General features: G+C 66.0%; 15 protein-coding genes and 1 tRNA gene. 6 read left to right on the forward strand and 10 right to left on the reverse strand.

The window, feature by feature from the left end; genetic code table 11:
- Positions 1-15: 15 nt before the first annotated feature.
- Positions 16-1,965: an acetate--CoA ligase gene (gene acs, locus LK12_RS07350; protein WP_039281145.1), complete on the forward strand. Its 1,950-nt coding sequence runs from the start codon at positions 16-18 to the stop codon at positions 1,963-1,965.
- Between the two features lie 10 nt (positions 1,966-1,975).
- A complete protein-coding gene (locus tag LK12_RS07355) occupies positions 1,976-2,605 on the forward strand; it encodes a response regulator (RefSeq protein ID WP_039281149.1) in 630 nt (209 codons plus the stop codon).
- Here the strand turns inward: LK12_RS07355 and LK12_RS07360 are convergent.
- From LK12_RS07360 to LK12_RS07380, 5 genes are all read right to left on the reverse strand, one after another.
- Positions 2,582-5,929, reverse strand: a complete 3,348-nt coding sequence (locus LK12_RS07360; protein ID WP_039281152.1) for a hybrid sensor histidine kinase/response regulator — start codon at positions 5,927-5,929, stop codon at positions 2,582-2,584. The genes LK12_RS07355 and LK12_RS07360 overlap by 24 nt on opposite strands.
- Positions 5,930-6,034: 105 nt before the next feature.
- A tRNA-Thr gene (locus tag LK12_RS07365) sits at positions 6,035-6,110 on the reverse strand.
- Positions 6,111-6,181: 71 nt separating this feature from the next.
- Positions 6,182-7,900 carry a DUF885 domain-containing protein gene (locus LK12_RS07370; RefSeq protein ID WP_039281155.1) on the reverse strand — a complete coding sequence of 573 codons (1,719 nt, stop codon included), beginning with the start codon at positions 7,898-7,900 and terminating at the stop codon, positions 6,182-6,184.
- Between the two features lie 83 nt (positions 7,901-7,983).
- A complete protein-coding gene (locus LK12_RS07375) occupies positions 7,984-8,850 on the reverse strand; it encodes a hypothetical protein (protein WP_197063495.1) in 867 nt (288 codons plus the stop codon).
- A gap of 23 nt (positions 8,851-8,873) precedes the next feature.
- A complete protein-coding gene (locus tag LK12_RS07380; protein ID WP_039281161.1) occupies positions 8,874-10,193 on the reverse strand; it encodes a replication-associated recombination protein A in 1,320 nt (439 codons plus the stop codon).
- Between the two features lie 91 nt (positions 10,194-10,284).
- On the opposite strand from LK12_RS07380, the gene LK12_RS07385 reads away from it, so the two are divergent.
- Complete coding sequence (locus tag LK12_RS07385) at positions 10,285-10,734, forward strand: hypothetical protein (RefSeq protein ID WP_052223242.1); 450 nt, start codon at positions 10,285-10,287, stop codon at positions 10,732-10,734.
- Here LK12_RS07385 and LK12_RS07390 read toward each other — a convergent pair.
- The 4 genes from LK12_RS07390 to LK12_RS07405 form a co-directional block, all read right to left on the reverse strand.
- Positions 10,731-11,882, reverse strand: coding sequence for a glycosyltransferase family 4 protein (locus LK12_RS07390; protein ID WP_039281717.1), 1,152 nt, complete (start codon positions 11,880-11,882; stop codon positions 10,731-10,733). The genes LK12_RS07385 and LK12_RS07390 overlap by 4 nt on opposite strands.
- 115 nt (positions 11,883-11,997) lie before the next feature.
- Complete coding sequence (locus LK12_RS07395; RefSeq protein ID WP_039281165.1) at positions 11,998-12,483, reverse strand: hypothetical protein; 486 nt, start codon at positions 12,481-12,483, stop codon at positions 11,998-12,000.
- A gap of 235 nt (positions 12,484-12,718) precedes the next feature.
- Positions 12,719-13,102 (reverse strand): hypothetical protein, encoded by a 384-nt coding sequence (locus tag LK12_RS07400; protein WP_052223243.1) that lies wholly within the window; start codon positions 13,100-13,102, stop codon positions 12,719-12,721.
- Between the two features lie 195 nt (positions 13,103-13,297).
- Complete coding sequence (locus tag LK12_RS07405) at positions 13,298-13,714, reverse strand: hypothetical protein (protein ID WP_039281168.1); 417 nt, start codon at positions 13,712-13,714, stop codon at positions 13,298-13,300.
- 410 nt (positions 13,715-14,124) lie between these two features.
- Between LK12_RS07405 and LK12_RS07410 the strand changes: the two genes are divergently transcribed.
- The gene (locus tag LK12_RS07410) at positions 14,125-14,970 is read left to right on the forward strand and encodes an outer membrane protein (RefSeq protein WP_039281171.1); all 846 of its coding nucleotides are present in this window, start codon (positions 14,125-14,127) and stop codon (positions 14,968-14,970) included.
- Positions 14,971-15,059: 89 nt separating this feature from the next.
- On the opposite strand, the gene typA is transcribed toward LK12_RS07410, so the two are convergent.
- Positions 15,060-16,892, reverse strand: a complete 1,833-nt coding sequence (gene typA / locus LK12_RS07415) for a translational GTPase TypA (protein WP_039281175.1) — start codon at positions 16,890-16,892, stop codon at positions 15,060-15,062.
- A gap of 312 nt (positions 16,893-17,204) precedes the next feature.
- On the opposite strand from typA, the gene LK12_RS07420 reads away from it, so the two are divergent.
- Both LK12_RS07420 and LK12_RS07425 read left to right on the forward strand, forming a co-directional pair.
- Positions 17,205-19,832 (forward strand): TonB-dependent receptor, encoded by a 2,628-nt coding sequence (locus LK12_RS07420; protein WP_231568284.1) that lies wholly within the window; start codon positions 17,205-17,207, stop codon positions 19,830-19,832.
- A gap of 155 nt (positions 19,833-19,987) precedes the next feature.
- A complete protein-coding gene (locus LK12_RS07425; protein ID WP_039281182.1) occupies positions 19,988-20,443 on the forward strand; it encodes a DUF805 domain-containing protein in 456 nt (151 codons plus the stop codon).
- Positions 20,444-20,517 lie beyond the last annotated feature (74 nt).

Below are 20,517 nucleotides of genomic sequence, written 5' to 3' on the forward strand. Positions count from 1 at the left end.
AGAGGAGATCAAGAAATGGCCGAGGCCGTATATCCCGTTCCTGGCGATTGGGCCGAAACCGCGCTGATCGACGAAGCGCGCTATCAGGCGATGTACCAGCGCTCGGTGGATGACCCCGAGGGTTTCTGGCGCGAGGAAGCGCAGCGCATCGACTGGATCAAGCCCTTCACCGGCGTGAAGCAGACCAGCTTCAACGAAGCCGACTTCGGCATTTCCTGGTTTTCCGACGGCACGCTCAACCTTTCGGCCAACTGCCTCGACCGCCACCTTGCCGAGCGCGGCGACGAGATCGCGATCCTGTGGGAGCCCGACGATCCGAAGAACCCGGAACGCCGCATCACCTATCGCGAACTGCACGAAGCCGTCTGCAAGTTCGCCAACCTGCTCAAGAGCCGCGGCGTCAAGAAGGGCGAGCGCGTCACCATCTACCTGCCGATGGTCCCCGAAGCGGCAGTGGCCATGCTTGCCTGCGCGCGCATCGGCGCGATCCACTCGATCGTCTTCGCCGGGTTCTCGCCCGACGCGCTTGCGGGGCGTATCACCGACTGCGACAGCAACGTGGTGCTGACTGCCGACGAGGGCCTGCGCGGCGGCAAGAAGGTCCCGCTCAAGGCCAATGTCGACGAGGCGCTGACGCATTGTCAGGGCGTCGATACCGTCATCGTCCTCGAACACACCGGGGCCGGCGTGGCGATGACCGAGGGACGCGATATCGACTGGGCCAGTTCGGTCGCGGACATGTCCGCCGAATGCGAACCCGAAGAGATGGCCGCGGAAGACCCGCTGTTCATCCTCTATACCTCCGGCTCGACCGGGAAGCCCAAGGGCGTGCTGCACACCACCGGCGGCTATTCGGTCTGGGCCTCAATGACGCACGAATACGTCTTCGACTACCGCCCCGGCCAGATCTACTGGTGCGCCGCCGACGTCGGCTGGGTCACCGGCCACTCCTACGTCGTCTACGGCCCGCTGATGAACGGCGCGACCACGGTCATGTTCGAAGGCGTGCCCAACTTTCCTGATCCCAGCCGCTTCTGGCAGGTAGTCGACAAGTTCGATGTCGAGATCTTCTACGGTGCACCCACGGCGTTGCGCGCGCTGATGCGCGAAGGCGACGAGTGGGTGAAAAAGACCAGCCGCAAGTCGCTGCGCCTGCTCGGGTCGGTCGGCGAGCCGATCAACCCGGAAGCGTGGGAATGGTATCACAAGGTCGTGGGCGAGGGGCGCTGCCCGATCGTCGACACCTGGTGGCAGACCGAGACCGGCGGCGTGATGATCTCGCCGCTGCCGGGCGCGATCGCGCTCAAGCCCGGTTCGGCGACCAAGCCGATGTTCGGCGTGAAGCCCAAGCTGCTCGACGGAGACGGCAAGGAAATTGAGGGCGCGGGCGACGGCTGCCTTGTCATCACCGATTCCTGGCCGGGGCAGATGCGCACGGTCTGGGGCGATCACGACCGCTTCTTCCAGACCTATTTCAGCACCTTCAAGGGTTATTACTTTACCGGCGACGGCTGCCGTCGCGACGAGGACGGGTACTACTGGATCACCGGCCGCATCGACGACGTCATCAACGTCTCCGGTCACCGCATGGGCACCGCCGAGATCGAAAGCGCGCTGGTGGCGCACCACAAAGTGGCCGAAGCCGCGGTGGTGGGCATGCCGCACGAGATCAAGGGGCAGGGCATCTACGCCTTCGTCACCTGCAACTCGGAAATCGAACCCGACGAGGCGCTGCGCAAGGAGCTGGTCCAGTGGGTTCGCCACGAGATCGGCCCGATCGCCACGCCCGACGTGATCCAGTTCGCGCCGGGTCTGCCCAAGACCCGCTCGGGCAAGATCATGCGCCGCATCCTGCGCAAGATCGGCGAGAACGATTTCTCGAACCTCGGCGACACCTCGACGCTTGCGGATCCCTCCGTCGTCGATAACCTCATCGCGAACAGGCCGCAGCCGGCCGACGCGTGACGAGAGGGGCTTGAGCGACACGATCCTGATTGCCGACGATCACCCGCTGTTCCGCCAGGCGCTCGCGCTGGCGGTGCAGAAGGTGATGCCCGGTGCGACCCTGCGCGAAGCGGGGACGCTCTCGGCTGCCGCCCATGCCGCTGTCGAGGCGGAGGACCTGCGGCTGATCCTGCTCGATCTCAAGATGCCGGGCGCGGTGGGCTATTCGGGCATTGCCCTGCTTCATGCCGAGCGCCCCTCGGTTCCCATCCTCGTCGTCTCCAGCGCCGACGGGGCCGGGGCGGCGGAGGAAGCGCGCGCCTTCGGGGCCATCGGCTTCCTGCGCAAGGACAGCGATCTCTCGGCCATAGAGGCCGCGATCCGCGATGCGCTGGGCGGCAAGGCGTCTACCGGTGCCGGATCGGGCGACGCGCAGATGGACACCGTCCGCCGCGATGTCGCCGACCTCACGCCGATGCAGCTCAAGGTGCTGCTGGCGGTGCTCGACGGCCAGCTCAACAAGCAGATCGCCCATTCGCTCGGCATTACCGAGGCCACGGTGAAAGCGCACATGACTGCGATCATGCGCAAGCTCGACGTTTCCAACCGCACGCAGGCGGCATTGGTGGCGCGTTCGCTAGGGCTCGATCTGCGGCACTGACAGACCGGCCAGAAAGGCCTCTATGGCCGAGGCAGAAGCCGGTTTCGCCAGCACCGATACGCCGAGCGCGGCGGCGCGTTCGCGCAAGTCGGGGCCATCCTCGGCGCTGATGATCACGGCAGCGAGCCCCGGCGCTTCCTCCCGCATGGCCGTGATCAGCGAAAGGCCGTCCTCGCCGTTGTCGAGCCGGTAGTCGGCCAGCACGGCATCGACGCGGCGGCTGTAGGGCAGCGCTTCCGCCATGCCGGTGGCACCGATGGCGCGATGCCCCATGCGGTCGAGCAAAGCGAGGCTGGCCTCGACGATTCGCGGGTCGTTGTCGACGACGAGAAGGTCCAGCCTTGTCGGCGTCGCGGATGCGGCCCCCGGCTGTTGTTCGGGCCGTGGACTATCCGGCGTTTCGGACATGGGGGGCAGCCAGAAGCTGAAGCGGCTGCCGCGCCCCGGATTGGACTGCACGGTGATCGTCCCGCCCAGCAGGCGCGCGATGCGTTCAGACAGGGCGAGCCCGAGGCCGATGCCTTCCGCCTCGACCGTACCGAGCCGGGTGAATTCGCCGAAGATCGTCTCGATCTGTTCGGCCTCGATTCCCACCCCGGTGTCGATCACGTCGATGCGCAGCCCGCCGTCGCGATGGCGTACGCCCAGCAGCACGCCGCCCCGCTCGGAATAGCGCACGGCGTTGGCGAGGAAGTTCTGGATCACCGAGCGCAGCAGTCCGGGGTCGGTGCGGACATGGCCCGGCAGCGGCCCGAGCCTCAGCGTCAGGCCCTTGCGCTCGGCCATCAGGCGGAAGCTCTCGGCCAGATCGCTAAGGAACGGGGCCAGCGCGACGGGTTCGGGGCGGGGCTCCACACCGCCGGCATCGAGCTTGCTGATGTCGAGCAGCGCGCGCAGCAGGTCCTCGGCGGCACTGATGGCATTCTCGACGCGCTCGACGAGGGGAAGGGCATCGGCCGAGACGTCACGCTCTATGGCAGCGGTGAAGAGGCGCGCGGCATGGAGCGGCTGCAGCAGGTCGTGGCTGGCCGCGGCGAGGAAGCGCGTCTTGTCACGGCCCGCTTCGGCGAGGCGGCGGTTGGCCTCGCTCAGTTCGCGGGTGCGCTCGGCGACGCGCTGTTCGAGCGTTTCGAGTGTGCGCCGCAGCTGCTCGCGCACGCGCGCATCTTCGGTAATGTCGGTGAAGCTGGTCACATAGCCGCCGCCGGGCATGGGACCGCCCACGGTCTTGATCACGCGGCCATCGGGGTGCCTGCGCTCGAAGCTGTGCTCAAGGCCGCGGCGGAAGTGCCCGAGGCGCTTGTCGACGTGGAACTCGGGATCGCCTTCGCCGAAGTCGCCGCGCAGCGCGTTGTGGCGGATCAGGTCGGCAATCGGCACGCCTACGCGCAGCAGGCCCGACGGATAGTCGAACAGCGCTTCGTAGCGGCTGTTCCAGGCCACGAGGTTGAGGTCCGCATCGATGACGCTGATCCCGGCATCGAGGTTCTCGAACGTCGCCGCGAGCAGCTGCCGCGAAAAGCCGATGCTGCGGCTTCCCTCGTCGAGCAGCCGCGTGACTTCGGGCAGGCGCATCGTCCCGCCTTCGAGCGCCGATGAAATCAGCGCGCGCGCCGAGGAGACGCCGACGACGCGCGCGATCAGCTCTTCGGCGCGGCGGGCCGAGGTGCGGTCGACCGGCGTGCCGGCCTGCGCCTCGGTAAATTCCTCCCGCGCGCGCTCCTCGCCGACGAAGCTGGCGGTCAGTGCCACCAGGTCGCCGAGGTCCGCCACCTGATGCTGCCCGCGGCGGAAACGCGGCAGCGCGGAGGGCTTGATCCCGCGCGCGGCGACGAGGGCGTAGATCGCCAGATTGGCGCCGAGGCTCCAGAACACGCCGTGCACCAGCGGCGTTGCCTGCCCGATGCCGAACAGATGGAGCGGGTCGAACGGGGTCGGGACCAGCGCCGTCAGCCACGAGGGCGGCAGGATCGGCGGCAGGGCCAGTGTGTACAGCCACAAGGCCAGCCCCACCGAGAGGCTGGCGCGCGCGGCAATGGCATCGCGTCCGGCGCTGTAGGTCGCCAGCAGCAGGTGCGGTGTGAACTGCGCCATGGCGGCGAAGGCGATGAGGCCGATCGATGCCAGCGAGTTCTCGGAAGAGACCAGCAGGGCCCAGACCAGCGAGAGGGCCATGATCGCGAGGATGGTGACGCGCCGGATGCCCAGCATGCGCCGGCCCATCTCGCCCGACTGCCGGGCCGGGCCGCGCCGGAACACCGACGGGAACACAAGATCGTTGGAGACCATCGTCGCCAGCGCGGTGGAATCGACGATCGCCATCGATGCCGCCGCGCCGACACCGCCGAGCAGCGCAGTCGCCAGAATCCAGGTGCTGTCCGTGATCTCGGGAAGTTGCAGTACGTAGCGATCCGGCACCATGCTCGATGGCAGCAGGGCGGTACCGGCGAAGGCAATCGGCAGGATGAGCGCTGCCATCAGGCCGATGTAGGCGGCTAGGCCGAAGCGGGCACGCACCAGATCGCCGGGCTCGCGCGCTTCCACCAGCCCCATGTAGAACTGCCGGGGCAGCGCGACGATGGCCATCGCCGAGATCAGGGCGATGACGGCGAACTCCATTGAGAGATGCTGCGGCCCGAACTGCTCGGCTGCCGCAGCCCAGCCCCGGCTCAGGTCTGCGGGGCCGGCATGGAGCAGCAGGAATCCCGCAAGCGCGGCGACGGCAGCGAGCGCCAGCAGCTTGAGCAGTGAATCCAGCCCGATGGCATAGACCAGCCCTTCGGCGCGGCCCGCCACTTCATAGCGCCGCGCGCCGAACAGGATCGCGAAGAGCGCGAGCAGCAACGCCGCGACCATCATCACCGGCTCGGTCACCGAGCGTGCCGAAACGATCGACATGGCACTGCCGATGGAGCGCAGTTGCAATGCGATATAGGGGATCGAGCCGAGCAGCGCGGTCACCGTCACCAGCCGGGCGACGACGACATCGTGCCCGAAGCGTGCGGCGATGAAGTCGGAAACGGTGGCCGCCTTTTCGGTCGCGACCGCGCGCGTCAGCTTCGCCAGAAAGCGCGGGGCAGCCAGCAGCACCAGCATCGGCGCTGCATAGATCGGCAGGTAGTTCCAGCCCTCGCGCGCAGCAGTGCCGACGGCGCCGTAGAACGTCCAGCTCGAGCAGTAGACCCCGAGCGAAAGGGTATAGGCCCATAGTCGTAGGCGCGGCCGATGCTGAAAGGTGGCGCGCCGCGATTCGACCATGGCGGCGATCCCGAACAGGACCGCCAGCAGCGCCAGCGCCAGAATCGTCGATGCGCGTAAAGGCATGCGCAGCCCCCAAGACCTCTGCCACAGGCACTAACGATGCCGCGCCGCCGCGCAACCGCGGATTGCGGGCCGGACCTCAGGAAGCTGTCGGGTAAAGGCGGGAAATGGTGCCGGTTAGAGGATTCGAACCCCTGGCCTGATGATTACAAATCAACTGCTCTACCAACTGAGCTAAACCGGCGTGCCGTGAAGCAAGTCCGGCGCCCTTACCGCGAGGCAGGGGCGCCGGTCCAGTCGATTTTGCGCTTATTTTCAGAAGACGGCGTGGGGCGCGTCTTCGTGCATCATCTCTTCGCGAACCAGCGGGATCGGCGGGCCGCCGTAGCTGAGGAACTGGTCGTGGAACTGCTTCCACGCCGCCCGGCCACCGCGCGTGGCGGTCCAGTCGTCGCGCAGCTTCATGATCATCAGCTTGCCCAGCGTATAGTTGAGGTAGGCCGGATCGTAAGTGCCGCGTGCGGCCTGCTGTTCGGCATTGCCTTCGTCGATGTAGCACTGGTCCATGAACAGCTTCTTCGATTCCTCCTGCGTCATGCCGCGCGCGTGCAGGCCGATGGCGGACACGAAGCGGCAGTCACGCAGCAGGGCGTTGGAAAGCTGGCCGATGTGGACTTCCGGCTTGCCGTCGCCGAGCCCGGCGTCCCACATCATCTGCTCGGTATAGTGCGCCCAGCCTTCGGCGAAACCGTAGCCGACGAAGAGGCGGCCGACGATGGTCGGCGCCTGGTTCGAATGCAGGAACTGCAGGTAGTGGCCGGGCATCACCTCATGGACGCTGGTGAACAGAAGGTCGTCCTTGCCCGGAACATAATCGAGCTGCTTTTCCTGGGACCAGGTCGGGTCCGGCGGCGAGATGTAATAGACCGAGGAAGGGTTGTTCTCGAGCGGTCCCGGCGGGTCCATGTAGGCGGAGTTGGCGCGGTTGTAGGGCGGGCTTTCCTCCACCGCCGCCATCTTGTCGCCGGGGATGGTGACGATGCCGTTCTCGCGTACGAAGGAGACGAGCCGCGGGATCTGACGGCGCGCTTCGGCGACGGGGCCGTCCTCGGGCTTGTCGGCGCTCATCTTGGCGACGCATTCCGGGACCGTCTTGCCCGGAGCATATTGCGCGCAGGCCGTGACTAGCGCTTCGCGGTTCTTCTTCAGGTCGGCCCGGCCGACCGCTTCCAGCTTGTCGAGTGAAATGTCGACGGCCTCGGTGGCGGCGAGCATGCGCGAGAAGCGCTCCGCGCCCAGCGCGTAGTCCTGGTTGGTGGGAACCTGCGACAACCAGTCCGCGAGTTCCTTCATCGCTGCGCCGGCTGCTTCTGAGGTGGTCTTGAACTCCGCCTGCAGCGCCGGGTCTGCCACATCGGCGAAGGCCGCGCGGGCATCGCCGCGATAGTAGTCGGCGTATCCGGAAAAGGCGTCGGCGCCCAGCTTGACGAAGCTTTCCGGCATCGGCGTCTTCAGGTTCGCGCGGATGTGGCTGGCCGCCTCGGGCACGCCCTTGAAGAAGGCGATCATCGCCTTCATTCGCGCGGCCTTGTCGGTGTAGTTGCGGCTGACGTAGACGTTCGGGTCGAGCCCGCCGTTGATGTAGTATTCCGGATTTGTGTGCGGCTGGTCCGCATCTTCCAGCCAGAACAGCTGGCCCTTGGCGACCTGCACCATGTAGTCGCGCTCGAAGGCCTGCTCGGGCGTCAGCCCCTTGAAGTTTGGCGCATCGGCAATGACCGAGCGCAGGAAGGCACCCTTGGCCTCGAGGCCGGCTTCGCTCCAGTCGGCCAGCTTGCCGTCGTAGGCGTGCGCGCCTTCATAGACGGCGAAGGCCGGGTCGATTGCGAACCACTTGTCGATCGTGGTCTCGACGTACCGGTCCCAGCCCGAAGATTGCGCGGCGGCGACGCCGGTGGGTGCGGGGGCGGGCGCGGCGAGCGCGGAAGTGCCCAGCGCAAGGCAGGCCAGGCCTGCCAGCAGTTTGTGTTTCATGAGATCGTGTGCGTCCCTGTCATCATGGTGGAGTGGCGCCGGGGTTTGGGGGGGGTGGCGCCTCCGATGGCGGGCGTTTTGCGCTATGGCGCGCCGAAGGTCCAGCCCTCGGTTCGTGCCAGTTCGTCGGTCAGTTCAGCGGGGTGCCAGAGGTCCTCGCGGTGGGCAGCGGTGCGTAGCCATGCGGCGGTGACCAAGGCATCGGTGCTGTGATCGTCGATCGCGCCGATGCCCGGCACGGGTGGAGAACCGAGCGCCTGAAGCGCCGCGTTCAGGCTCTCGCGATCGATCATCTTGGCGCGCGACGCGCTGCGGCCGGCCGCGACGGCGGCGAGCGTGGTGTAGATTTCGACCACGACGGATCCCGAGGGCGGGAGCGGGTCGACGGGCCAGACAGGAACGCGGCCGTCCAGCCGGTGCAGCAATCGCATGCCGGTGAGGCTCGACTTGCCGACTTGCGCGGCGCCGACGAGGTTGAAGTTCGAGTAGGGCTTGCACCCGACCCGTGCCTGCGCCTCTTCGGTCACGCGCATGCGGCCGCGGCGGTGCGCGGCGTCGGGCAGGTGGAACAGGGACCCTTCGCGGCCGCCGTGGCGCCGGAAATAGGCGCTGGCCTCATGGTGATCGACGAAGCTGGTCGCGGAGAGGTGCGGATCGTCGCGGCAGATCGTGTCGATCAGCGCCCAGAGTTGCCGGGCGTCGGCGGGGCTGTCGTCCCAGCCGGGAAAGAAGGCGCCGGCATCGGTGAAAGGCAGAGAGATGCCGAGATCGAGGCCGACCAGCGTATCGTCCGGCAGGTGCTCCAGCAGCATGGCGAGCACGTCTTCGCGCGACCAGTGCGCGTGCCCTTCGGGCTGCAACAGACGAGGAGCCTCGCCGGCGTCGCTGCACAGGGCGACGGCAATGCCCTTCTGCCGCGCGCCCCGGGCGCCGGACCAGTCGATCGCCATGAAGTGCCGAAAGCGAGCCGCGTTCACTGGCCCCGCCGCTCGGCGCGCTTCTTGTCCCACCACTCGATGCGCTTGAGCACCTCGCGTTCGAAGCCGCGCTCGACCGGTTGGTAATAGGTCTGCGGCGCCATGTCCTCGGGCCAGTAGTTGTCGCCCGAAAAGCCGTCCGGCGCGTCGTGGTCGTAGGCGTAGTCCTTGCCGTAGCCGATGTCCTTCATCAGCTTGGTCGGGGCGTTTAGGATATTGGCAGGCGGGGCGAGCGAACCGGTCTCGCGCGCCGACTTGAACGAGGCCTTCTGCGCGGCATAGGCCGCGTTCGATTTGGGCGCAGTGGCGAGATAGAGGCAGGCTTGGACGATCGCGAGTTCGCCTTCGGGCGAACCGAGGAACTCGTAGGCATCCTTGGCGGCAAGGCACTGTACCAGCGCCTGCGGATCGGCGAGCCCGACGTCTTCGGAGGCGAAGCGCACGAGGCGGCGCAGGACGTAGAGCGGCTCTTCCCCGGCAGTCAGCATACGCGCGAGATAGTAGAGCGCGGCCTGGGGGTCCGAGCCGCGCAGGCTTTTGTGCAGCGCTGAAATCAGGTTGTAGTGCCCGTCGCGGTCCTTGTCGTAGACGGCGACGCGGCGCTGCAGGAACTGGCCGAGCCCGGCCGGATCGAGCGGCTCGTCGATCTTCGCGGCATAGAGCGTCTCGGCCTGATTGAGCAGGAAGCGACCGTCACCGTCGGCAGAGGCAATCAGGGCTTCACGGGCATCGGCATCGAGGGGCAGGGGGCCTTCCAGCGCCTCGGCCTTGTCGAGCAGCGCGCCCAGCGCTTCGGCGTCGAGCCGGTGCAGGATAAGCACTTGCGCGCGGCTGAGCAGCGCGGCGTTGAGGGCGAAGCTGGGGTTCTCGGTCGTGGCGCCGACCAGCGTCACCGTGCCGCGCTCGACGAAGGGCAGGAAGCCGTCTTGCTGGGCGCGATTGAAGCGGTGGATCTCGTCGACGAAGAGCAGGGTGCGCTTGCCCGCCTTGGCCATGGTTTCGGCTTCGGCAAAGGCCTTCTTGAGATCGGCGACGCCGGAAAACACCGCGCTCACCGCGGCAAAGCGCATGCCCACGGCATCGGCGAGCAGCCGTGCGGTGCTGGTCTTGCCGGTGCCCGGCGGGCCCCAGAGGATCATCGAGGACAGGCGCCCGGCCGCGACCATGCGCCCGATCGCCCCTTCCGGCCCGGTCAGGTGCTCCTGCCCCACGACATCGGCCAGCGTGGCCGGGCGCAGCCGGTCGGCCAGCGGCGCGTCGTCGCGCGGTTCGTCGGGGGAAGCAGCGGGCAGGTCTTCGGCAAAGAGGTCGGCCATGCGGGCTATCTAGCGACTATTGCGCGCGATTGCATCGGGGGAGGCGCAGGGATATTGTCCGCAGCCTCATCACATGCGGGGGAGAAGCACGATGGTTGATGCAATCGGTACGACCACTGGAACCAGGGCCCCTGTGTCCTTCTGGATCATCGCGGTCCTCTCGCTCCTGTGGAATGCCATGGGCTGTGCAGACTTCACCATGACGGTGACGCGCAATTCCGCCTATCTCGCAGGCTTTACGCCCGAAATGATCAATTGGCTCGACTCCGCGCCGACTTGGACGCTGGTGCCCTGGGCGCTCGGCGTCTGGGGCGCTCTGGCTGGATCGCTGTTCCTGCTCCTGCGCTCGCGCTGGGCGGTTGCCGCCTTTGCAGCGTCGCTCATCGGGCTGGCGGTGACCCAGATCTGGCAGTTTTCCTCGAACATGCCGGACAGCATGACGGCACCGGGAAGCGTCGCGTTCACGGTAACGATCTGGATCGTGGCGATCGCGCTGCTCTGGTATTCCGTGCGGATGCGCCGGTTCGGGGTGCTGCGCTAGCTGCGCGGCTTCTGGCGTATCAGCCGCAGGTAGGTATCGGCGACGGCCTGGTTGATCCGGTCCCAGCTGAACTCCGCGGCGCGGGCCTCGCCGGCACCGCCATGGGCATGGCGCAGCGCCGGGTCCTCGATATAGGCCTTGAGCGCCTCGGCGAACTGGTGGACTGCGCCCGGAGGCACCAGCCGGCCCGAAACGCGGTCGTCGACAAGGCTCTGGCTGCCGGTGGCGGCAGCGGCGACGACGGGCAGGCCGCAGGCCATCGCTTCGAGCGTCACATTGCCGAAGGTCTCGGTGACCGACGGGTTGAACAGCATGTCCATCGAGGCCACCGCGCGGCCGAGGTCTGCGCCCTGCTGGAAGCCGACGAAGGCCGCGCCGGGATTGCGCGATTCGAACCATTCGCGGGCCGGACCTTCGCCGATGACGAGTACTTTGTGCGGCACGCCGCGGCGGCGCAGTTCGTCGATCGTATCGGAAAAGACGTCGAGGCCCTTTTCCATCACCAGCCGGCCGAGGAAGCCGATCGCCACCTCGTCGTCGCCGATGCCGTGCGAGCGGCGCCATTCGAGATCGCGCCGGCCGGAGTTGAAGATGTCGCGGTCGACGCCGCGCGACCAGATCGATACGTCGTAGTTCATGCGCTGGTCGCGCAGGACCTGCGCCATGCTTTCCGACGGCGCGACGAGCGCGTCGCAGCGCCGGTAGAAGCGCCGCAGGATCGCCTCGATCACCGGCTCGCCCCAGGCCATGTTGTAATAGCGCAGATAGGTCTCGAAGCGGGTGTGGACCGAGGCCAGCACCGGCAGCTTGCGCTTGCGGGCCCAGGTCACCGCCTGGTGGGCCACCGGATCGGGCGAAGAGACGTGCACCACGTTGGGGGCGAAAGCTTCGAGATCGCGCCGGGCCTTGCCGGCGATGCGCAGTGGAATGCGATATTCGGAGCGCGATGGAATCGGCACTGCACCGACACCGACGAGATCGCCGGTCGGTTCGAAGGCAGGCTTCTCTACCACCGGAGCATAGACGCGCACTTGCGCACCCTGGCCCAGAAGATAGCCCACAAGACGGTTGAGCGCCTGATTGGCGCCGTCGCGAACGTAATTGTAGTTGCCCGAGAAAAGGGCGATGCGCAGGTCGGCGGTGTCCATTATGGGCAGCGCCATAGCCGGAGCGGCTTCGCTTGGCGAGAGCCGATCCATCCGGACGCCCGCGCCATGAATGCGGGGCGGCCGGATGAAATGCCGTGCCTGTCAGCGCGCGGGATCAGCGCCGATGGTGGCGGCCGTAGCGGCGATGATGCTCGCGGCGGTGATGACGCCGGTCGCGACGCCATTCGCGGCGTTCGTGACGCCAGTGGCGCCGCTCGTTTCGCCAGTGGCGGTCGGAATACCGCCTGTCGTATCCGCGCCCCCAGCGTTCGCGGTAATACGGCGCGTAGTAGCGGCTGTAATACCGGTCCCGGTAATAGCGGTGCGGATGACCCTCGTAGTAATAGTAATAGCCGGGGTGACCGCGCACGGTCACATAGCGGCGGGCAGGGTACCAGCCGCGATCGTAGTACCTGTCGTCGTGGCGATCCGCGATGGCGGCGCCGATGGCGAGGCCGATGATGCCGGCGCCGATGGCAATCGCGGCATCGTTTCCGTCACGGTGGCGATAGTGGTCGCGGGCCATGGCCGGCGAAGCGGCCATGAGCGCCGACGCTGCCAGGGCCGTGCCGAGCCCGAGTTTTTTCAATCCCTTAATCATTGACTTGCGTCTCCCTTGTGATTTGCCAACCGGGTGACGGCGATTTCGGCAGGCACGATAGGAAGACGGTCTGGCACGCGCGGACTGAACTCGTGCTGAATTTGTCGCAAGTTGTATCGAAAGAGCGCGTTTTACGCCTGCCAGGGCGGCATCGCACTCTCTCTCGCTCGCCGTTTGCCGGCAGGAATGGGGCTTTCGCTTCCTCCGACGGAAGGGAACGAAAGCCACCGTACCGTCAGCGCGGGTCGCGCCTGTCGCGCCTGTCGCGCGGGTTCCGGCGATCTCGCGGTGGCTCGAAGCGAGGCATGCGCGTGCCCTTGGGCGGCGGGCGCAGGGTCCCTTCAAAGCGCCGGAAGCGCGGTTCGGGCGGACGCACGTCGCCATGGCGGAAATGCAGCGGATCGCCGCGCCGGAACGCGCGTTCCTGGGGGCTCAGACGGAAATAGAATATGCTGCCCACCCAGTACCCGTCGTAGATCGGTCCGTAGAACCCGTCATACCAGCCGTAGTACGGATAGCTGGACCAGCCTACGGCGACGCGACTGTCATAGCCGTCGTGGCAAGCGGCAAGCGAAAGAGCCGACGCGGCAAGGCAAGCCAAAATCAAGGGACGCTTCACACACACCTCCATCACAGGCCCCCGCCCTGATGCGCATGAGACCATGCCACCTGCCGAAGCACCTTGATATGCATCAAGCGGTTCGTAATCGAGTGCGGGTGAAGCGAAACGAAAAGACGCCCGGCCAAGGGGAAGGTGCCGGGCGTCAGGTAGCCGGAAAGGAGGAGATCCGGCTGTCAGTTCATCGGTGTGCGATCAGCGATCGCGGCGCCAGTCGCGACGGTCGTAATGGCGATCGTAGTCACGGTCGCGCCGGGCGTTGTGATGGCGGTAGTCGCGGTGGCGGCGTCCATACTCGGCCCTGCTGTGGCGCCGGCCGTCGCGGTCCCAGTAATAGCCGTCGCGGTAGTACCAGCCGCTCGTGTAGGCGGGGCCATAGGCATAGCCCCGGTCGTAATAGCGGTCGCGATACCGGTCGTGGTCGTTGTTCGAAGAGGCAATGATCGCGCCGAGGGCGAGGCCGATCACGCCTGCGCCGATCGCGACTGCGGCAGTATCGTCGCCGCCGCGGTGATAGTCGCGGGCAGCAGCCGGGGTCGCCGTCACGGCAGTGGTGACAAGGGCGGTGGCGGCGAGAGTGCCTGCCAGTACGGTCTTTCTGATCAAGCTCATGGTGGCAATTCCTGTTCCGTGGACATCGGGCCTGGGCCCTTTCGTCCTGTATTTCCTTTCTAGAGGAGGGTGGCTGAACGGATCCGGAGCGGATCGAGCAGGTTCCGTTCAGGTTTGCAGGAAATTGTATGAACAGGCAGGCGGATAGGGTCAGCGCGCGCCGGTACGTCGCCCCGAGGCGAAGGGTGCCGGCTCCAAGTTGGATCGAGTTCAGGGTGCGCCATGAAAAGTTCCCGGCGGGACGAGGGGTCGGGACAAGCCGGGTTAGATCCGCGACAGACTGCTATTTTTGGTTAACTAATTGTTTCAATGTAGAAAATTTAACCGTGCATTGGAAACCCGACGCACCCTTGATGCATTTGGGCGCTGTTATCGCGCCTTGACGGCGCTCCCACATCAGGAAGGTGATCATGAGGACTATTCGACTTGCAGGCGCCGCATCGGCGCTGGCCACCGCTTTTGCCCTGTCTGCCACACCCGCGCAGGCGCAGGACCGCTCCGACCACTTCGACGGTCCTTATGTGCAGGTATTCGACGGCCTTTCGGCCCAGAACAACGATGCGGGCGACACGCTGGTCTTCGATACCAACGGCGACGGCAGCTATGACGATACGGTCACGACGACCACTGGCGCGAACGCTTTTGGCCCCGGTTTCTGCAACGGCCGCGCCAACGGCTCGACGCCGGCCGGCGGATGTCGCAGCGATCGCGACAAGATGGAGTTCGGTGCCCGCGTCGGTTACGATAAGCGCATGGGCAACTTCGTCGTGGGCGTCCTTGTCGAAGGGGCCAAGAGCAATGCCAAGGACGCGACCAGCGGCTTCAGTACCACGCCGGCGAGCTACGCGATCCAGCGCGAACTGGACTATGCGATTTCCGCTCGTGGCCGCGCAGGCTACACGCCCGGCGGCGGCGCGCTGTTCTATGTGACGGGCGGCGCCAGCTATGCCAAGATCGACCACACCTTCACGACCACGAACACCGCCAATGCCTTCGATCCGGAGCGCAACGGCTCGAACGTCTGGGGGTGGCAGGCTGGCGGCGGCGCCGAGGTCATGCTGACGGACAACATCAGCCTGGGCCTGGAGTACCTCTACAACCGCTACCACGACTACAAGTACGACGTGGCGGTGTCACAGGGTACGGCTCCGGCCACCAATCCCTTCGTGCTCGATTCCGGCACCACCCGCATCAAGGCGAGCGACGGCAACTTCGACTACCACTCGCTGCGCGCGACGGTGGGTTTCCGGTTCTGAGCCGGCACAAAGTTTGAGAGGAGCCTGCGGGCGGCGGATCTCGGTCCGTCGCCCGCTTTTTTGTGCGGGAAGGCCGCGGCCGTTGCGGCTTACGCGGCTTCCTTCTTGCGGTTGGCCTTCTTGCGCTCGTGCGGATCGAGGATCGCCTTGCGCAGACGGATCGACTGCGGGGTCACTTCGACCATCTCGTCGTCGTCGATATAGGCGATGGCCTGTTCCAGCGTCATGATCTTCGGCGGGGTCAGGCGGATCGCGTCGTCCTTGCCGCTCGAGCGGAAGTTGGTGAGCTGCTTGGACTTCATCGGGTTGACCTCGAGGTCGTCCGGCTTGGCGTTCTCGCCGATGATCATGCCCTCGTAGAGCTTGTCCTGCGGCTTGACGAAGAGGATGCCGCGATCTTCCAGCGCGTTGAGGGCATAGGCCACCGCTTCACCGGCGGCGTTCGAGATCAGCACGCCGTTGATGCGGCCTTCGATCTGGCCCTTGTAGGGACCGTACTTCTCGAACAGGCGGTTCATGATGCCGGTACCGCGCGTGTCCGAGAGGAACTCGCCGTGGTAGCCGATGAGGCCGCGCGAAGGGGCGGAGAAGGTGATGCGGGTCTTGCCCTGGCCCGAGGGACGCATCTCGGTCAGCTCGGCCTTGCGGCGCTGCATCTTCTCGACGACGGTACCGGAGAATTCATCGTCCACGTCGATCACGACGGTTTCGTAGGGCTCGGTGCGGTTGCCGTCCTCGTCGGTCTGGAACAGCACGCGCGGGCGGCTGATGCCCAGTTCGAAGCCCTCGCGGCGCATCGTCTCGATCACCACGCCAAGCTGCAGTTCGCCGCGGCCGGCGACTTCGAAGCTGTCCTTGTCGGCGGATTCGGTCACACGGATGGCGACGTTGGTTTCGGCTTCGCGCATCAGCCGGTCGCGGATCAGGCGGCTCGTCACCTTGTCGCCTTCGCGGCCCGCGAGCGGGCTGTCGTTGACGGCAAAGCGCATGGCCAGCGTCGGCGGATCGATCGGCTGTGCGGCGATCGGGTCGGTTACCTCCGGCGCGGCGATGGTGTTGGCGACGGTGGCCTTTTCCATGCCAGCAATGGCGATGATGTCACCGGCGCGGGCTTCCTCCACCGGCACGCGGTCGAGGCCGCGGAAGGTGAGCAGCTTGGAAGCGCGGCCGGTCTCGACGACCTTGCCGTCGCGGTCGAGCGCGCGGATCGGGTCGTTGACCTTGATCGTGCCCGACTGGACGCGGCCGGTCAGCACGCGGCCCATGAAGTTGTCGCGGTCGAGCAGGGTGGCGAGGAACGAGAACGGCGCTTCGACTTCCAGTGCCGGGGCCGGCACGTGGTCGACGATGAGCTGGAACAGCGGCTCAAGCGATCCATCGCGCGCGTCGATGTCCTCGCTGGCATAGCCGTTGCGGCCAGAGGCGTAGAGCGTCGGGAAATCGAGCTGCTCGTCATTGGCGTCGAGGCCCACGAAGAGGTCGAACACTTCGTCGAGCACTTCGTTGGCGCGGCCGTCGGGACGGTCGATCTTGTTGACGACGACGATCGGCTTGAGGCCGAGGCCGAGCGCCTTGCCGGTGACGAACTTCGTCTGCGGCATCGCGCCCTCGGCGCTGTCCACCAGCAGGATCACGCCGTCGACCATCGAGAGGATGCGCTCCACTTCGGCGCCGAAGTCGGCGTGGCCGGGGGTGTCGACGATGTTGATGCGATAGCCGTTCCATTCGATCGAGGTCGGCTTCGCCAGGATGGTGATCCCGCGTTCCTTTTCAAGGTCGTTGGAATCCATCGCGCGCTCGTCCACGCGCTGGTTGTCGCGGAACGTGCCGGACTGGCGGAAAAGCTGGTCGACGAGCGTGGTCTTGCCATGGTCGACGTGCGCAATGATCGCGATATTGCGCAAGGGAAGCGGGGCGGACATCGGACTACTTTCGAATAGGAGGTCAGGCGGCCTGCAGCTTTGCTGCGCCGCACAATCGCCGCGCCCTTAGCCGATCCGGATGATTCCGGCAAGCGCGCAGACGTATCGGCATGGTGTGGCGAAGCCGACACAGCATCAACGTTTCTTTCTCATTATCCACGGGCAATGATTGTTCGGCCGAATGCAACTTTCTAAAGCAAGGGCCTCAAATCGGGCGAGCCTGGCGGGCCATCGACAGCCGCGGGCGGCCATGCAGGGAGAGAGGATGGGATGACGGCTGTTTCCGCGGTCCGCTTTATCGAGCGCGCCAGGATGAAGGGGGCTTTTTCTGCCGGGGCGGCGTTATCGGTGCTGGCTATGGCGCCGGGGGCCATGGCACAGGAAGCCGCTGCGGGCGAAGGCTTTGCGGACGAGATCGTCGTCACTGCCACCAAGCGCGAACAGACTCTGCAGGACGTGCCCGTCGCCGTGACGGTGACCACCGCGGAAACGATCGAGCGGGCGCAGATCCGCGATCTGAAGGACTTGCAGTCGGTCGTGCCTTCGCTACGCGTGAACCAGCTGCAGTCGAGCGCGAATACCAACTTCTACATCCGCGGCTTCGGCAACGGCGCCAACAACGCCGGCATCGAACCTTCGGTGGGTCTGTTCATCGACGGCGTCTACCGTTCGCGCTCGGCCTCGATGATCGCGGACTTCCCGGACGTCGAGCGCATCGAAGTGCTGCGCGGACCGCAGTCGACGCTGTTCGGCAAGAACGCATCGGCCGGCGTCATCTCCATCGTGACCAAGAAGCCCGAGTTCCAGTTCGGCGGCAATGTCGAGGCGAGCTACGGCAATTACGATGCCATGGTGCTGAAGGGCCGCGTGACCGCGCCGATCAGCGAAACGATTGCCGCCAGCCTTGCCGGCGGCCTCAACAGGCGCGATGGCATCGTCAGGGACCTCGCCACCGGTGAGCGCACCAACGAGCGCGACCGTTGGTTCGCCCGCGGGCAGCTGCTGTTCGACGATCACGACAATCTCGAGATCCGCCTGATCGGCGATTACGGCAAGATCGACGAGAACTGCTGCGCGGTCGTCAACCTTCGCCAGGCGCTGCCGACGGCGGCGATATTCGCGCTGGGCGGGGCGGTGACGCTGCCTGGCGAACAGTACGACAACATCACCTACAACAACTTCGAAAGCGCCAACGATATCGAGAACTGGGGGCTTTCCGGGCAGGTCGACTACGATCTCGGCGCAGCGCAGCTCACCTCGATCACCGCCTATCGGCGCACCAATTCGCTCACCAACCAGGATTCGGACTTCTCCAGCGCCGACCTGCTCGGCCGCAACTGGCAGGACCTGCGGATCAAGACTTTCACCCAGGAACTGCGCGCCAACTTCGACATCGGCGAACGGCTGCACGGCCTGCTGGGAGCCTACTACTTCAACGAGAAGATCGACCAGAACAACGAGGTGTTCTGGGGCGACGACGCCCGGCCCTATGCCGACCTGCTGGTCCAGGGGCTGTCGAATGGCGCACTGAGCATTCCGATGCTGGAAACCACCTTCGGTGCTCTGGAAGGCGATCCGACCAAGTATACCGGCCAGTTCTTCCTGTCCGGCACCGGGCTCACCGAGTCCTATGCCCTCAAGAACGAGGCCTTTTCGCTGTTCGGCCAGCTCGATTTCGAAGTGGCACCGGGGCTGACAATCACCGGCGGCATCAACTACACGCACGACAAGAAGCGCTTCGCCACCGACACGACTTCGAACGACGTGTTCGCGGGCATCGATTTCGATAGTCCCGCCTACGCTGCGTTTCGACAGCAACTGCTGCTGGGCGGCGCTTTGCAGTCGGTCGGCATCGATCCGACGAATATGGCGCAGGTCACCGCGTTTGCGACCGACCCGGCGACGGCGCCGATCTACCAGCAGCTTGTCGGCTATGCGACGGCCAATGCCAGCAACCCGGCAGCCAACCCGCTCAGCCCGCTGCGCGCGCTGCAGTACTTCCCGCCGTTCATGAACGTGCCCAACGCGGTCGAACCGGGCAAGGTGAGCGATGGCGACTTCAGCTACACTGCGCGCGTGGCCTGGGACGTTACGCCCACGCTTAACGTCTATGCCGCCGTTGCCACCGGCTACAAGGCCGCCTCGATCAACCTGTCGCGCGACAGCCGCCCGACCCCGGCCGATCTCGTCGAGTTGCGGGCGCAGGGACTGGCAGTGACCAACCTGACAGCGGGCAGCCGCTATGCCGATCCGGAAAATTCGACCGTCTACGAGGCCGGCCTCAAGGCCAACTGGGGGCTGGTCTCGGCGAACGTCGCGGTGTTCAAGCAGGTCATCAAGGGCTTCCAGTCGAACATCTTCACCGGCGCGGGTTTCTTCCTCGCCAATGCCGGCAAGCAGTCGGCCTTCGGCATCGAGTTCGAAGGGGCGGCCAAGCCGGTCGAGCCGCTGACACTGACGCTGGCGATGACATACCTCGACGCCAAGTACGATACGTTCCGGCTTTCCGCGTTCGGCGACCTTTCGGGCACGCGCCCCGCCGGCGCTTCTCCGCTGTCGGTAACCTTCGGTGCCGAGTTCGTTCAGCCGGTGGGCAACGATGGCGACCGGGTTATCCTGCGCGGCGATTACCACTACGAGATGCCGTTCAAGCTGGTCGAGGGGCTGCCCGGCCTCGTCGTGCGCGATGCTTCGGGCACCGTCACCGATGTGAGCGCAGCGCTGGCGGCGGCACGCGAATTCAAGCAGGATATCAACGACGTCAACGCCTCGCTGACCTATGCCATGGCCAATGGCCTCGAACTGTCGATCTGGGGGCGCAACCTGCTCGACGACCGCACGATCCTGCAGATCTTCGACAGCCCGGCGCAGCCCGGCTCGATCTCGGGCTATCCGAACCAGCCGCGCACCTATGGCGTGGCGGCGCGCTACCGTTTCTAGAAACGGGGCGCGACGCGTCCCGGCCGGCACGGAGAAGCGGTCTGGGGCGCACACTGAAACGGGGGCTCGCTGTTATATAACGGCGTGCCCCCTTTTTGTTGCCCGCCCCGGCCAATTGCCTATAGCTGTCGGCCTGCGCAGGTACGGGGGCAGTCATGCTCGAACACATGATCACGCCTTTCTATCGTTATGCCGATTTCACCGGGCGTTCGCGGCGGCGCGAATTCTGGTCGTTCGCGCTGCTCCACCTCGTCATCACCTCCGTCCTCGTCAGCCTCGCCATATCCACCGGGTTTTCCTACCGGGTGCTGCTTCAGCGCGCCGAATTCGGCGGCAGCCTGGGGGTCGCGGCGATCGCTTTCTTCGGTATCCTCGCGATGTACGCACTCGCGGTGCTGGTCCCGACCGTGGCGGTGAACGTGCGCCGGTTGCATGACCGCGATCTCAGCGGGTGGTGGTGCCTCGGGTTCGTCGTGCTGGGCGCAGTGCCGTTGCTGGGCTGGATCGGCAACGTCGCCTATCTCGTGCTCATGGCGATGCCGGGTACGGAAGGCGCCAACCGGTACGGCAACGATCCCAGGGACCCGGAAGTGCCGGAGATTTTCGTCTAGATCAGCGGTTTCGCGCTTGCCGTTGGACGCCGCACGCCTATCCTGCCCCGCACGAGCCCGGCCGTATAGCGGGC

This window comes from Novosphingobium malaysiense, assembly GCF_000802225.1.
In the GTDB taxonomy this organism is placed as follows: Bacteria; Pseudomonadota; Alphaproteobacteria; order Sphingomonadales; family Sphingomonadaceae; genus Novosphingobium; species Novosphingobium malaysiense.

Coding starts and splice junctions, on each gene's coding strand:
- LK12_RS07375 (WP_197063495.1), bottom strand. CDS start 8,850: ATGGCGATCGACTGGTCCGGCGCCCGGGGCGCGCGGCAGAAGGGCATT.
- LK12_RS07380 (WP_039281161.1), bottom strand. CDS start 10,193: ATGGCCGACCTCTTTGCCGAAGACCTGCCCGCTGCTTCCCCCGACGAA.
- LK12_RS07425 (WP_039281182.1), top strand. CDS start 19,988: ATGCTCGAACACATGATCACGCCTTTCTATCGTTATGCCGATTTCACC.
- LK12_RS07410 (WP_039281171.1), top strand. CDS start 14,125: ATGAGGACTATTCGACTTGCAGGCGCCGCATCGGCGCTGGCCACCGCT.
- typA (WP_039281175.1), bottom strand. CDS start 16,892: ATGTCCGCCCCGCTTCCCTTGCGCAATATCGCGATCATTGCGCACGTC.
- LK12_RS07390 (WP_039281717.1), bottom strand. CDS start 11,882: ATGGACACCGCCGACCTGCGCATCGCCCTTTTCTCGGGCAACTACAAT.
- acs (WP_039281145.1), top strand. CDS start 16: ATGGCCGAGGCCGTATATCCCGTTCCTGGCGATTGGGCCGAAACCGCG.
- LK12_RS07395 (WP_039281165.1), bottom strand. CDS start 12,483: ATGATTAAGGGATTGAAAAAACTCGGGCTCGGCACGGCCCTGGCAGCG.
- LK12_RS07420 (WP_231568284.1), top strand. CDS start 17,205: ATGAAGGGGGCTTTTTCTGCCGGGGCGGCGTTATCGGTGCTGGCTATG.
- LK12_RS07385 (WP_052223242.1), top strand. CDS start 10,285: ATGGTTGATGCAATCGGTACGACCACTGGAACCAGGGCCCCTGTGTCC.
- LK12_RS07370 (WP_039281155.1), bottom strand. CDS start 7,900: ATGAAACACAAACTGCTGGCAGGCCTGGCCTGCCTTGCGCTGGGCACT.
- LK12_RS07360 (WP_039281152.1), bottom strand. CDS start 5,929: ATGCCTTTACGCGCATCGACGATTCTGGCGCTGGCGCTGCTGGCGGTC.
- LK12_RS07405 (WP_039281168.1), bottom strand. CDS start 13,714: ATGAGCTTGATCAGAAAGACCGTACTGGCAGGCACTCTCGCCGCCACC.